This window comes from Pseudomonas sp. CFBP 8770, assembly GCF_014841705.1.
GTDB lineage: Bacteria > Pseudomonadota > Gammaproteobacteria > Pseudomonadales > Pseudomonadaceae > Aquipseudomonas.
The window spans coordinates 31,798-45,126 of record NZ_JACYUL010000010.1 but is presented as its reverse complement, the minus strand read 5'-3'; the positions used below and the strand labels follow the sequence as shown (position 1 = coordinate 45,126).

Sequence of the window (13,329 nt, the reverse complement as noted above, 5' to 3'; positions counted from 1 at the left end):
CATGACCCCTTCGCAATACCCCACTCGGTTGCCTTGCGGCAACCGAGTTCTTGATCTGGCCCAGACGCATGTCATGGGCATTCTCAATATCACTCCCGACTCCTTTTCCGACGGTGGCCGCTTCAACCAGCGCGATCTGGCCTTGCGCCATGCACAGGCCATGGTCGATGCAGGCGCAACCTTGATCGACATCGGCGGCGAATCAACGCGCCCCGGTGCGCGGGCCGTATCCGCCGTGGAAGAGCTTGAGCGTGTCGCACCTTTGGTGGAAGCGATCAATCGCGAGCTGGATGTGATCATTTCGGTGGACACTTCCACGCCTGCGGTCATGCGCGAAAGTGCACGGCTTGGCGCCGGTTTGATCAACGACGTGCGCGCGCTGCGCCGCGACGGCGCACTGGACGCTGCTGCGGCCACCGGCCTTCCGGTGTGTCTGATGCACATGGTGGGCGAGCCTGGCACCATGCAGGATCATCCCCACTACGACGACCTGCTGGGCGAGGTGGCCGGCTTTCTGTCCGAACGCATGCACGCCTGTGCTTCGGTCGGCATCCCTGCAGAGCGTATACTGCTCGACCCAGGCTTCGGTTTCGCCAAGTCGCATGCGCACAATCTCAGCCTGTTCAAGCATATGCAGGCGCTGCATGCGCTTGGGCGGCCCTTGCTGGTAGGTGTTTCGCGCAAGAGCATGGTTGGGTTGGCCCTGAACAAGCCGGTGGCCGAGCGCCTAAATGGCAGCTTGGCTCTGGCGGCCTTGGCGATGACCAAGGGTGCGAAGATCTTGCGCGTCCACGATGTGGCCGAAACGATTGATGTCGTTCGGATGATCGCCGCCGTTGAAGCGGCCGAATAAGAATTACGGAGTACTTATGAGCAGGAAATATTTTGGCACCGACGGCATTCGTGGTCGTGTCGGCGAGTACCCGATTACCCCTGATTTCATGCTCAAGCTGGGCTGGGCGGCCGGCATGGCGTTCCGCAAGATGGGCGCCTGCCGCGTGCTGGTCGGCAAGGACACGCGGATCTCCGGCTACATGTTCGAATCGGCGCTGGAGGCCGGTCTGTCCGCGGCCGGCGCCGACGTCCTGTTGCTCGGCCCGATGCCCACGCCCGCCATTGCCTACCTGACGCGTACGTTTCATGCCGAAGCCGGGATCGTCATCAGTGCATCGCACAATCCGCACGATGACAACGGCATCAAGTTCTTCTCCGGTCAGGGCACCAAGCTGCCCGACGAAGTCGAGTCGATGATCGAAGAGCTCATGGATGCACCGATGACGGTGGCCGAGTCCAGCAAGCTGGGCAAGGTCTCGCGTATCAACGACGCCGCTGGCCGCTATATCGAGTTCTGCAAGAGCAGCGTGCCCACCACCACCGATTTCGCCGGCCTCAAGCTGGTGATCGATTGTGCCCATGGCGCCACCTACAAGGTCGCGCCCAATGTCTTTCGCGAGCTGGGCGCGCAGGTCACCGTGCTGTCTGCCGCGCCCGATGGCCTGAACATCAACGACAACTGCGGCTCGACCCACATGGAAGCGTTGCAGGCTGCCGTGTTGATAGGCCATGCCGACCTGGGCATTGCCTTCGACGGAGACGGTGACCGCGTATTGATGGTCGACCATACGGGCGCCATCGTCGATGGTGACGACTTGCTGTTCATCATCGCCCGCGATCTCCACGAGCGAGGCAAGCTGCACGGTGGCGTGGTCGGTACCCTGATGAGCAACCTGGGCCTTGAGCTGGCCTTCCAGGACCTGTCCATCCCGTTCGTTCGCGCCAGCGTTGGCGACCGCTACGTGATGGCCGAGCTCAAGGAGCGTGACTGGCAGCTGGGTGGCGAGAATTCCGGCCACATCGTCTGCTGCCATCACACCACCACGGGCGATGCCATCATCGCTGCGCTGCAGGTGCTGCTGGCCCTCAAGCGTCGTGACGAAACCCTCGCACATGCCCGTCAGGGGCTGCGCAAGTGTCCTCAGGTATTGGTCAACGTGCGCTTTGCCGGTGGCGACGCCAATCCGGTCGAGCACCCCTCGGTCAAGCAAGCCTGCGCGCGGGTGACCGAGGCCATGGGTGGTCGTGGGCGCGTGCTGTTGCGCAAGTCCGGGACCGAGCCGCTGGTGCGGGTAATGGTCGAGGGCGACGACGAAAAAGTCGTGCGTGGCTACGCCGATGAGCTTGCCAGGCTGGTGAGTGAAGTTTGCGCCTGAATACGGCTTGCCAGTGAACGTTGCGTTGGGTAACATCTGCGCCCACTTTGATCGACGAGGTACAGCATGCGTCGCCCCATGGTAGCTGGTAACTGGAAAATGCACGGTACCCGCGCCAGCGTCGCCGAGCTGATCAAGGGTCTGTCCGAACAGTCCTTGCCCGACTCTGTCGAGGTTGCGGTGTTCCCGCCGTTGTTGTTCGTCGACCGTGTGGTCGAGGGTCTGCAAGGCAGCCGCATCGCTGTCGGTGCGCAGAACTGCGCGGTTCAGGCCGAGCAAGGTGCACTGACCGGCGAAACCGCCTCGAGCCAGTTGGTCGATGCCGGTTGTTCGCTGGTTCTGATCGGTCACTCCGAGCGTCGCCAGGTCATCGGCGAAGGCGAGCAGCAACTGATCGAGAAATTCCGCGCCGCGCAAGCGGCCGGCCTGACGCCAGTGCTTTGCATGGGGGAAACCCTTGAGGAGCGCGAAGCCGGTCAGACTTTGGAAATTGTAGGTCGTCAGCTGGGCAGCGTCATTGCAGCCTTGGGTATCGAAGCCTTCACCCATGCGGTGATTGCCTACGAACCGGTCTGGGCCATTGGCACCGGGCTGACTGCCACGCCGCAACAGGCTCAGGATGTGCACGCCGCCATCCGGGCTCAGTTGACGGCAGAAGATGCCAAGGTCGCACAAGCTGTGCGGCTGTTGTACGGCGGTAGCGTCAAAGCGGCCAATGCGGCCGAACTGTTCGGCATGCCGGATATCGATGGGGGCCTCATTGGTGGTGCTTCCCTGAATGCAGATGATTTCGGTGCGATCTGTCGCGCCGCGGGAAACTGAGAAAATGCTGGAAACAGTCGTAGTCGTTCTTCATCTGTTGGGTGCACTGAGCGTTGTGGCTCTGGTTTTGCTGCAACAGGGCAAAGGTGCGGACGCTGGCGCGTCATTCGGGGCAGGTGCATCAAATACTGTCTTCGGAAGCCAAGGTTCCTCTACCTTTCTTAGTAAGTTTACTGCTATACTTGCCGCCTGTTTCTTCATAACCAGCTTGGGTTTAGGTTACTTTGCTAAAGAGAAAGCTCAACAGCTGACTCAAGTAGGTTTGCCAGATCCAGCGGTCATCGAAGCACCTAGGCAAAAGCCGGCAGCAGATGATGTTCCGGTGCTCCAAGAGCAAAAGACCGACGTAGCTCCTGCTACCGACGTTCCTCAGGCTCAAGGGCAAAAGTGATACTCGCAAGAGTGTCAGGGTTACAAAAGCGGTAAGTGTTTCACACGTTGTATTGCCGAGGTGGTGGAATTGGTAGACACGCAACCTTGAGGTGGTTGTGCCCATAGGGTGTAGGGGTTCGAGTCCCCTTCTCGGTACCAATTATCAGGAGAGCCCGCTGTTGCGGGCTTTCTTGTCGGTGGAAGCTTGGATTGACCCAAAACGGGTTCGGTCGTATACTTTCGCCCCAGCTTTGTCGCGGGATGGAGCAGTCTGGTAGCTCGTCGGGCTCATAACCCGAAGGTCGTTGGTTCAAATCCAGCTCCCGCAACCAGTTTTAGCAAAGCCCCTTTTCAAAGGGGCTTTTTGTTAGCTGGACAGTTCTTAGCGCCGGTATTCAACGGCGTATCCGGGATGGGCGCTTCGCCCATTTTTTATTTGCACAGCATGCACGAGGGGGTTCAGGTGTCGAGCAAGCTAGAACAGTTGCAGGCCTTGTTGGCCCCGGTGGTCGTGGCCCTTGGCTATGAATGCTGGGGTATTGAGTTTTCGGCTCAAGGCCGCCATTCACTTTTGCGTGTCTATATCGATAAAGAGGGCGGAGTGCTGGTGGACGATTGCGCCATTGTCAGCCGCCAGCTCAGTGGTGTACTGGACGTTGAAGATCCAATCACCGTCGAATACACCCTTGAAGTTTCTTCTCCAGGCATGGAACGCCCGCTGTTCACCATCGAACAGTTTGCCGCGTACGCCGGAGCACAAGTAAAGATAAAGCTGCGCGCCCCTTTCGAAGGACGACGCAACTTTCAGGGCCTTCTCCATGGTGTGGAGGACCAGGATGTCGTGATTCGAGTAGACGAACACGAGTTCCTGCTGCCGATCGATTCGATCGACAAGGCCAATATCATTCCCAGTTTTGACTGAGACGTGCCAGATACTGCGGGTCCCGCGGATCCAATGGCTTGCGAAAGGCGAGGCGTACGATGAGCAAAGAAGTACTGCTGGTTGTTGAGTCGGTATCCAATGAAAAGGGTGTACCGGCAGGCGTAATATTCGAAGCGCTGGAGATTGCTCTGGCGACCGCGACCAAGAAACGCTTCGAAGACGAAGTGGATCTTCGTGTGGAAATCAATCGCCACACTGGCTCCTATGAAACTTTCCGTCGCTGGACAGTCGTCGAAGAAGACGACCTGGACGATCCGGCCATCGAAACCTGGCCGAGCAAGGTTGTACTGACGCACCCCGAAGCCAAGGTGGGTGATGTCATCGAAGAGAAGATCGACTCCATCGAGTTCGGTCGCATCGCTGCCCAGACCGCCAAGCAGGTGATCGTGCAGAAAGTTCGCGAAGCCGAGCGCGCCCAGGTGGTGGATGCTTACCGTGAACGACTGGGCGAGATCATTTCTGGCACGGTCAAGAAAGTGACCCGTGACAACGTTATCGTCGATCTGGGCAACAACGCCGAGGCCTTGCTGGCTCGGGAAGATATCATTTCGCGCGAAACCTTCCGTGTCGGTGTGCGCTTGCGCGCGCTGCTCAAGGAAATTCGTACCGAAAACCGGGGTCCTCAGCTGATTCTTTCGCGTACCGCGCCGGAAATGCTCATCGAGCTTTTCCGCATCGAGGTGCCGGAAATCGCTGAAGGCCTCATTGAAGTCATGGCCGCATCCCGTGATCCGGGTTCGCGCGCCAAGATCGCCGTTCGCTCCAAGGACAAGCGCATCGACCCGCAAGGTGCCTGTATCGGCATGCGCGGATCGCGTGTGCAGGCTGTGTCCGGCGAGTTGGGCGGCGAGCGCGTCGACATCGTCCTCTGGGACGATAACCCGGCACAGTTCGTCATCAATGCCATGTCCCCGGCGGAAGTCGCGGCCATCATCGTCGACGAAGACGCCCATGCCATGGACATCGCCGTGGGTGCCGACAACCTGGCCCAGGCAATTGGCCGTGGCGGGCAGAACGTGCGTCTGGCCAGCCAGTTGACCGGCTGGACCCTGAACGTGATGACCGAGTCGGACATTCAGGCCAAGCAGCAAGCGGAAACCGGTGACATCCTGCGCAACTTCATCGACGAGCTGGAAGTCGATGAAGAACTGGCCCAGGTACTGGTCGACGAAGGCTTCACGAGCCTGGAAGAAATTGCCTACGTACCGTTGGAAGAGATGCTCAACATCGACGGCTTTGACGAAGACATCGTCAACGAGCTTCGCGCTCGGGCCAAGGATCGTTTGTTGACCAAAGCCATCGCTACAGAGGAAAAGCTGGCAGACGCCCATCCGGCCGAAGACCTGCTCTCGCTTGAGGGTATGGACAAGGATTTGGCGATGGAACTGGCGGTGCGCGGCGTAGTTACCCGCGAAGACCTGGCCGAGCAGTCGATTGACGACCTGCTCGACATCGACGGCATTGACCAAGATCGTGCCGGCAAGTTGATCATGGCCGCCCGAGCCCATTGGTTCGAGTAATTGGCGCGGCCTGAGGAGAGAAGTGCATGACGCAAGTCACGGTGAAAGAATTGGCCCAAGAGGTCGCCGCACCGGTAGAGCGCCTGCTTCAGCAGATGCGTGAGGCAGGTCTGCCGCACACCGACGCCGGACAAGTTGTGACCGACAATGAGAAGCAGGCTCTGCTGACTCATTTGAAAAGCAGCCACAAGGCGAAAGCGGAAGAACCGCGCAAGATTACCTTGCAGCGCAAGACCCAAAGCACCCTGCGTGTGGCCGGTAGCAAGAGCATCAGCGTAGAAGTACGCAAGAAGAAGGTATTCGTTCAGCGCAGCCCGGAAGAGATCCAGGCCGAGCAGAAGCGCGAGCTCGACGAGCGTCGCGCAGCGAATGATGCTGCCCGTCAAAAGGTTGAGCAGGACACGCGTTCGCGTACCGACGAAGAAACACGCAAGCAGCCTAGCACCGCTCAGGCCGACGCCCCTGCCGTCGCGACCCAGGCTCCTGCGGCGCCAAGCGTCGAAGTGGCTGCGGTCGCCCCGGCACCTGCACCGGCTCCCGAGCGCAAGAAGGAAGAGCCTCGTCGTCCCGACAAGCCGCGCAACGACGACCGTCGCAGCGGCAGTGGCAACAGTGATGGCGAGCGCAAGAACCAGCCTCACCGTGCCACCGTCAAGGAAAAGGCTCCGACTCCGCGTGCCGCACCGCGTACCACCGACGAAGAGAGCGATGGCTTCCGTCGTGGCGGTCGTGGCAAGGGCAAGCTGAAGAAGCGCAACGCTCACGGTTTCCAGAGCCCTACCGGGCCGCTGGTACGTGACGTGAAAATCGGCGAGACCATCTCTGTTGGCGATCTGGCCGCACAGATGTCGGTCAAGGCTGCCGAGATCATCAAGTTCATGTTCAAGCTGGGCACGCCAGCCACCATCAACCAGGTGCTGGATCAGGAAACTGCCCAGTTGGTTGCCGAGGAGCTGGGTCACAAGGTGACTCTGGTCAGCGACACCGCCCTGGAAGATTCCCTGGCCGAATCGCTGAAGTTCGAGGGTGAGGCGTTCGCTCGTGCACCGGTCGTGACCGTCATGGGCCACGTCGACCACGGCAAGACCTCGCTGCTCGACTACATTCGTCGTGCCAAGGTTGCGGCGGGCGAAGCCGGCGGTATCACCCAGCACATCGGTGCCTACCACGTCGAAACCGAACGCGGCATGGTCACCTTCCTCGACACCCCGGGCCACGCCGCGTTTACCGCGATGCGTGCCCGTGGTGCCAAGGCGACGGACATCGTGATCCTGGTGGTCGCGGCGGACGACGGTGTGATGCCGCAAACCATCGAAGCCGTTCAGCATGCGAAAGCCGCTGGCGTGCCACTGGTGGTTGCAGTGAACAAGATCGACAAGCCAGGTGCCGACCTGGACCGTATCCGCAGCGAGCTGTCGGTTCACGGTGTGACTTCGGAAGAGTGGGGCGGCGACACCCCGTTCGTACCGGTTTCGGCCAAGCAGGGTACTGGCGTCGACGAATTGCTCGAAGCCGTGTTGCTGCAGGCTGAAGTACTGGAACTGACCGCAACGCCATCGGCTCCTGGCCGCGGTGTGGTCGTCGAATCGCGCCTGGACAAGGGCCGTGGCCCAGTGGCCACCGTGCTGGTTCAGGACGGTACGCTGCGTCAGGGCGACATGGTGCTGGTCGGTTCGAACTACGGCCGCGTACGTGCCATGCTCGACGAGAACGGCAAGCCGATCAAGGAAGCCGGTCCGGCCATCCCGGTCGAGATCCTCGGCCTTGACGGTACCCCGGATGCGGGCGACGAGATGAGCGTGGTTGCCGACGAGAAGAAAGCCCGTGAAGTGGCTCTGTTCCGTCAAGGCAAGTTCCGCGAAGTCAAGCTGGCCCGTGCTCACGCCGGCAAGCTGGAGAACATCTTCGAGAACATGGGCCAGGAAGAGAAGAAGACGCTCAACATCGTCCTCAAATCCGACGTCCGTGGATCGCTGGAAGCGTTGCAGGGTGCCTTGAACGGCCTGGGCAACGACGAAGTGCAAGTGCGTGTGGTCGGTGGCGGCGTCGGTGGTATCACCGAATCCGATGCCAACCTGGCGCTGGCTTCGACAGCGGTACTGTTCGGCTTCAACGTGCGGGCCGATGCCGGCGCGCGCAAGATCGTCGAGCAGGAAGGTCTGGATATGCGTTACTACAACGTGATCTACGACATCATCGAAGACGTCAAGAAAGCCCTGACCGGTATGCTGGGCAGCGATGTTCGCGAGAACATCCTGGGTATCGCCGAAGTGCGTGACGTGTTCCGTTCGCCGAAGTTCGGTGCGATCGCGGGCTGCATGGTCATCGAGGGTGTGGTTTTCCGCAACCGTCCGATCCGTGTACTGCGCGAAGACATCGTGATCTTCGAAGGCGAGCTGGAATCGCTGCGTCGCTTCAAGGACGATGCGTCCGAAGTGCGTGCCGGCATGGAATGCGGTATCGGCGTCAAGAGCTACAACGACGTCAAGGTCGGTGACAAGATCGAAGTCTTCGAGAAAGTCCAAGTGGCTCGTACTCTCTAAGCTGCGACCTCCAGGAACCTGTCCGGCCAGTGCCGGGCCGGTTCTAAACGCAACGCCCGATCCGGCCCAGCCTGATCGGGCGTTTGCCGCTCTAGTTACAGGTAATGAAACATGGCAAAAGAATACAGCCGTACCCAGCGTATCGGCGATCAGATGCAGCGCGAGCTGGCGCAACTGATCCGTCGCGAGGTCAAGGATCCGCGCGTTGGCCTGGTCACCATCACAGCGGTCGAAGTCAGCCGCGATGTCGGTCATGCCAAGATCTTCATCACCGTCATGGGCCAGGACAGCGCTGCCGATATCGCCCAGAGCATCAAGGTGCTGAACTCGGCCGCCGGTTTCCTGCGCATGCAGTTGGCCAAGGAAATGAAGCTGCGCAGCGTGCCGCAGTTGCACTTCCACTACGACGAAAGCGTGAGCCGCGGCGCTCATCTGTCGGCGTTGATCGAGCGTGCCGTGGCCGAGGACAGCCAGCATCACGCGGACGAGTCGGCCAAAGAGCCCAAGGAGTAATCCCGGTGGCTCAGGTCAAGCGTATCCGTCGCAATGTCAGTGGCATCATCCTGCTGGACAAGCCACTGGGGTTCACTTCCAATGCCGCGCTGCAGAAAGTGCGCTGGCTGCTCAATGCCGAGAAGGCCGGTCACACCGGCAGTCTCGATCCATTGGCGACCGGTGTGCTGCCGCTGTGCTTTGGCGAGGCGACCAAGTTTTCCCAGTACCTGCTCGAATCCGACAAAGGCTACGAGACCCTGGCGCAGCTGGGCAAGACCACGACCACGGCCGATGCCGAGGGCGAGGTTCTGCAGACCCGCGAGGTGACCGTCGGTCACTCCGACATCGAGGCGGTATTGCCTCGTTTCCGCGGCCAGATCAGCCAGATACCGCCGATGTACTCGGCGCTCAAGCGCGATGGGCAGCCGTTGTACAAGCTGGCACGTGCCGGTGAAGTAGTGGAGCGCGAGCCGCGTTCTGTTACTATTGCGCGGCTGCAATTGCTCGGCTGCGAGCAGACCACCGCGAGGTTCGCTGTGGACTGCAGCAAAGGCACGTACATTCGGACCCTGGTCGAAGACATCGGCGAGGCGTTGGGATGTGGTGCGTACGTGGCAGAATTGCGTCGCACGCAAGCGGGCCCGTTCAGCCTGGCGCAGACGGTTACGCTCGAAGAGCTCGAAGCCGTGCATGCCGAGGGCGGTAACGAGGCAGTGGACAGGTTCCTGCTGCCTTCGGACAGCGGCTTGCAGGATTGGCCTCTGCTGCAGTTCTCGGAGCACAGCGCGTTCTACTGGCTACACGGCCAGCCGGTGAGGGCTCCCGAAGCTCCCAAGTTCGGCATGGTGCGGGTACAGGATCACAATGGTCGCTTCATCGGTATCGGTGAAGTGAGCGAAGACGGGCGCATTGCGCCACGTCGCTTGATTCGGTCGGAATGACCGATCCCGGTCGTCACGGTGTTCGTGACGGCTGGTCGAGGACGGCTGTCAACAGGCACGGTCGCACCTCTTCTCATGAAAACAGGGTTTTGCCCTGGCCTGTTGGACACTGCATGCAGTGCCCTTGATAGTGGAGATGCCTCATGGCTCTTAGCGTTGAAGACAAAGCTCAAATCGTTGCCGACTACCAGCAAGCCGTTGGTGATACCGGTTCGCCAGAAGTGCAGGTTGCACTGCTGACGCACAACATCAACAAGCTGCAGGGTCACTTCAAGGCCAACGGCAAGGACCACCACTCGCGTCGTGGCCTGATCCGTATGGTCAACCAGCGCCGCAAGCTGCTGGATTACCTGAAGGGCAAGGACGTCACCCGTTACAGCGCCCTGATCGGTCGTCTGGGTCTGCGTCGCTAATAGCGGCTCGACACGCGGTGACAAGCGTGGTTTGCCATGTTCGCAGGCCTGGGCTCAAGTCCGGGCCTGCGAGGGCGCCACGCGCAATCCTGAGGTTGGTTGTCTGTCGTACCCCAGCGGGTTTTCCGCGGGGGCGGGCAGGTTTCCAGCCTCAAGTTGTATCTGGACGGTCAACGGGGCCGATTCCCCGCTCTGCCCAAGAATTTCGCAAGAAACCAGTTCCCCCAAGAGCCAACAGAAGGTAGGAAACCGTGAACCCGGTAATCAAGACGTTTCAATTCGGTCAATCGACCGTAACCCTCGAAACGGGCCGTATTGCCCGTCAAGCCTCCGGCGCTGTGCTGGTTACCGTCGATAACGACGTGACCGTACTGGTCACCGTGGTAGGTGCCAAGCAAGCCGATCCAGGCAAAGGCTTTTTCCCGCTGTCCGTGCACTACCAGGAAAAGACCTACGCTGCCGGCAAGATTCCCGGTGGTTTCTTCAAGCGTGAAGGCCGTCCTTCCGAGAAAGAAACCCTGACCTCGCGTTTGATCGATCGCCCGATCCGCCCGCTGTTCCCCGAAGGCTTCATGAACGAGGTGCAGGTCGTCTGCACCGTCGTTTCCACCAGCAAGAAAACCGATCCGGACATCGCTGCGATGATCGGTACCTCGGCGGCCCTGGCCATTTCCGGCATTCCGTTCGACGGCCCGATCGGCGCTGCGCGCGTGGCTTTCCACGAGAGCACTGGCTACCTGCTGAACCCGACTTACGAGCAGCAGCAGGCTTCGAGCCTGGACATGGTCGTGGCCGGTACCAAAGACGCCGTGCTGATGGTTGAATCGGAAGCCAAAGAGCTGACCGAAGACCAGATGCTGGGCGCCGTGCTGTTCGCCCACGATGAGTTCCAATCGGTCATCAAGGCCGTCGGCGAGCTGGCTGCAGAGGCCGCCAAGCCCACCTGGAACTGGACTCCGAAAGCCTGGAACACCGAGCTGCTGGGCGCAATCCGTGGCGAATTCGGCGATGCCGTTTCCCAGGCTTACACCATTACCATCAAGGCCGATCGCTACGCCAAGCTGGGCGAGTTGCGTGACCAGGTGATCGCCAAGTTCTCCGGCGAAGAAGGCAAGCCGACCGCAGCCGAAGTGAAGGAAATCTTCGGCGAGATCGAATACCGCACCGTTCGCGAAAACATCGTCAACGGCAAGCCGCGTATCGACGGTCGCGACACCAAGACCGTGCGCCCGCTGAACATCGAAGTTGGTGTTCTGCCGAAAACCCACGGTTCGGCCCTGTTCACCCGCGGTGAAACCCAGGCGCTGGTCGTGGCGACTCTGGGCACTGCCCGCGACGCTCAGTTGCTGGACACCCTGGAAGGCGAGAAGAAAGACCCCTTCATGCTGCACTACAACTTCCCTCCGTTCTCGGTGGGCGAGTGTGGTCGCATGGGCGGCGCGGGTCGTCGTGAAATCGGCCACGGCCGTCTGGCCCGTCGTTCGGTACAGGCCATGCTGCCGGCCGCCGACGTGTTCCCGTACACCATCCGCGTAGTGTCGGAAATCACCGAGTCGAACGGTTCGAGCTCCATGGCTTCGGTCTGCGGTGCTTCCCTGGCACTGATGGACGCCGGTGTGCCGATGAAGGCGCCGGTTGCCGGTATCGCCATGGGCCTGGTCAAGGAAGGCGACAAGTTCGCCATCCTCACCGACATCCTCGGTGACGAAGACCACCTGGGCGACATGGACTTCAAGGTAGCCGGTACCGCCAAGGGCGTTACCGCGCTGCAGATGGACATCAAGATCAACGGTATCACCGAAGAGATCATGGAAATCGCCTTGGGCCAGGCGCTGGAAGCGCGCCTGAACATCCTCGGTCAGATGAACCAGATCATCGGCACTTCGCGTACCGAGCTGTCGGAAAACGCGCCGACCATGATCGCGATGAAGATCGACACCGACAAGATCCGCGACGTGATTGGCAAGGGTGGCGCCACCATCCGCGCCATCTGCGAGGAAACCAAAGCTTCGATCGACATCGAAGACGACGGCTCGATCAAGATCTTCGGCGAATCCAAGGAAGCGGCTGAAGCGGCGCGTCAGCGCGTTCTGGGTATTACCGCAGAAGCCGAGATCGGCAAGATCTATGTGGGCAAGGTCGAGCGCATCGTCGACTTCGGTGCTTTCGTCAACATCCTGCCAGGCAAGGACGGTCTGGTTCACATCTCGATGCTCAGCGATGCGCGCGTCGAGAAAGTGACCGACATCCTCAAGGAAGGCGAAGAAGTGGAAGTACTGGTACTGGACGTGGACAACCGCGGCCGTATCAAGCTGTCCATCAAGGACGTTGCTGCTGCAAAGGCTTCGGGCGCCTAAACTCGCCGGCTTGAGAAAAAGAGTCCTTCGGGGCTCTTTTTTTTCGACTAGAGTTTGCTCAGTAGCTTGCGCTTTGTTGGGAGTGCTCAGTCAAGGCGTTCTGAAACGTCAGGGAACTTTTGCGAACTTGCAACTTGCACGCAAAATTACCCGCAGACGTGCAACTTGCACGAACGACGTTTTTAGGCAGAATTTCAAGTTGTTGATAATAAAAGACTTTATCGGTATTGGCGGGTTGGCACGAGGTCTGCAATATCCTTGTCACCTGCCACCAAGACATTAAATGGTGCAGACCTTTTAAAAAACAGGAGTGACTCGTATGAAGAAGTTCGCTATTGCTGCCGCTGCTGCTACCGCGCTGACCATGACCATGGCCAACGCTGCTTTCGCTCAACAGTCCACCCAGGCTCCAATGGTTGTTGCTGCTGGTGAAGTGACTCACGCCAAAGAAGCAACCTCCGACACTTGGATCACCACCAAGGTCAAGTCCGATCTGGTCACCGAGAAAGGCATTCCAGGCACCGACATCAAGGTAGAAACCAACAAAGGCGTGGTATCCCTGTCGTCGACCGTTGCTGTGACCGATGCTCAGAAAGCTACTGCCGTGCGTATCACCAAGGCAATCAAAGGCGTGAAAGCAGTTTCCGCCGATGGCCTGAAAGCCGAGTAAGTTTCATGCGAAGGCCACAGGGACGTGGCCACTGAGAGCCCCG

The 13,329-nt window shown here is 59.9% G+C and carries 12 protein-coding genes and 2 tRNA genes; all 14 read left to right on the top strand.

Features of this window, described 5'->3' with window-relative positions; all coding sequences use genetic code 11:
• Nucleotide 1 precedes the first annotated feature (1 nt).
• The 14 genes from folP (at nt 2) to IFT98_RS19605 (ending at nt 13,286) form a co-directional block, all read left to right on the top strand.
• A complete protein-coding gene (folP, locus tag IFT98_RS19670) occupies nt 2-853 on the top strand; it encodes a dihydropteroate synthase (protein WP_122480189.1) in 852 nt (283 codons plus the stop codon).
• 16 nt (nt 854-869) lie between these two features.
• Nucleotides 870-2,210 (top strand): phosphoglucosamine mutase, encoded by a 1,341-nt coding sequence (glmM, locus tag IFT98_RS19665; protein ID WP_192051247.1) that lies wholly within the window; start codon nt 870-872, stop codon nt 2,208-2,210.
• 66 nt (nt 2,211-2,276) lie between these two features.
• On the top strand, nt 2,277-3,032 hold the full coding sequence (gene tpiA / locus IFT98_RS19660; protein WP_122796339.1) for a triose-phosphate isomerase: 756 nt from the start codon (nt 2,277-2,279) through the stop codon (nt 3,030-3,032).
• 4 nt (nt 3,033-3,036) lie between these two features.
• On the top strand, nt 3,037-3,423 hold the full coding sequence (gene secG / locus IFT98_RS19655; RefSeq protein ID WP_122480186.1) for a preprotein translocase subunit SecG: 387 nt from the start codon (nt 3,037-3,039) through the stop codon (nt 3,421-3,423).
• A 54-nt stretch (nt 3,424-3,477) separates the two neighbouring features.
• Nucleotides 3,478-3,563, top strand: a tRNA-Leu gene (locus tag IFT98_RS19650).
• 96 nt (nt 3,564-3,659) lie between these two features.
• Nucleotides 3,660-3,736: transfer RNA gene (locus IFT98_RS19645), tRNA-Met, on the top strand.
• Between the two features lie 131 nt (nt 3,737-3,867).
• The gene (gene rimP, locus IFT98_RS19640; RefSeq protein ID WP_049858705.1) at nt 3,868-4,326 is read left to right on the top strand and encodes a ribosome maturation factor RimP; all 459 of its coding nucleotides are present in this window, start codon (nt 3,868-3,870) and stop codon (nt 4,324-4,326) included.
• Between the two features lie 59 nt (nt 4,327-4,385).
• Complete coding sequence (gene nusA / locus IFT98_RS19635; RefSeq protein ID WP_122480184.1) at nt 4,386-5,867, top strand: transcription termination factor NusA; 1,482 nt, start codon at nt 4,386-4,388, stop codon at nt 5,865-5,867.
• Nucleotides 5,868-5,893: 26 nt separating this feature from the next.
• Nucleotides 5,894-8,410, top strand: coding sequence for a translation initiation factor IF-2 (infB, locus tag IFT98_RS19630; RefSeq protein WP_192051245.1), 2,517 nt, complete (start codon nt 5,894-5,896; stop codon nt 8,408-8,410).
• A 111-nt stretch (nt 8,411-8,521) separates the two neighbouring features.
• Nucleotides 8,522-8,923, top strand: coding sequence for a 30S ribosome-binding factor RbfA (rbfA, locus tag IFT98_RS19625; protein WP_122714827.1), 402 nt, complete (start codon nt 8,522-8,524; stop codon nt 8,921-8,923).
• A gap of 5 nt (nt 8,924-8,928) precedes the next feature.
• A complete protein-coding gene (truB, locus tag IFT98_RS19620; RefSeq protein WP_122480181.1) occupies nt 8,929-9,846 on the top strand; it encodes a tRNA pseudouridine(55) synthase TruB in 918 nt (305 codons plus the stop codon).
• 143 nt (nt 9,847-9,989) lie between these two features.
• On the top strand, nt 9,990-10,259 hold the full coding sequence (gene rpsO / locus IFT98_RS19615) for a 30S ribosomal protein S15 (RefSeq protein WP_043190760.1): 270 nt from the start codon (nt 9,990-9,992) through the stop codon (nt 10,257-10,259).
• 251 nt (nt 10,260-10,510) lie between these two features.
• Nucleotides 10,511-12,616 carry a polyribonucleotide nucleotidyltransferase gene (pnp, locus tag IFT98_RS19610; RefSeq protein WP_192051243.1) on the top strand — a complete coding sequence of 702 codons (2,106 nt, stop codon included), beginning with the start codon at nt 10,511-10,513 and terminating at the stop codon, nt 12,614-12,616.
• 319 nt (nt 12,617-12,935) lie between these two features.
• Nucleotides 12,936-13,286: a BON domain-containing protein gene (locus IFT98_RS19605; protein WP_122714829.1), complete on the top strand. Its 351-nt coding sequence runs from the start codon at nt 12,936-12,938 to the stop codon at nt 13,284-13,286.
• Nucleotides 13,287-13,329: the final 43 nt, after the last annotated feature.

Excerpts from the sequence above, each read along its gene's own strand:
- tpiA (WP_122796339.1), top strand. The coding sequence starts at position 2,277 with ATGCGTCGCCCCATGGTAGCTGGTAACTGGAAAATGCACGGTACCCGC.
- rpsO (WP_043190760.1), top strand. The coding sequence starts at position 9,990 with ATGGCTCTTAGCGTTGAAGACAAAGCTCAAATCGTTGCCGACTACCAG.
- rbfA (WP_122714827.1), top strand. The coding sequence starts at position 8,522 with ATGGCAAAAGAATACAGCCGTACCCAGCGTATCGGCGATCAGATGCAG.
- glmM (WP_192051247.1), top strand. The coding sequence starts at position 870 with ATGAGCAGGAAATATTTTGGCACCGACGGCATTCGTGGTCGTGTCGGC.
- nusA (WP_122480184.1), top strand. The coding sequence starts at position 4,386 with ATGAGCAAAGAAGTACTGCTGGTTGTTGAGTCGGTATCCAATGAAAAG.
- secG (WP_122480186.1), top strand. The coding sequence starts at position 3,037 with ATGCTGGAAACAGTCGTAGTCGTTCTTCATCTGTTGGGTGCACTGAGC.
- folP (WP_122480189.1), top strand. The coding sequence starts at position 2 with ATGACCCCTTCGCAATACCCCACTCGGTTGCCTTGCGGCAACCGAGTT.
- IFT98_RS19605 (WP_122714829.1), top strand. The coding sequence starts at position 12,936 with ATGAAGAAGTTCGCTATTGCTGCCGCTGCTGCTACCGCGCTGACCATG.
- infB (WP_192051245.1), top strand. The coding sequence starts at position 5,894 with ATGACGCAAGTCACGGTGAAAGAATTGGCCCAAGAGGTCGCCGCACCG.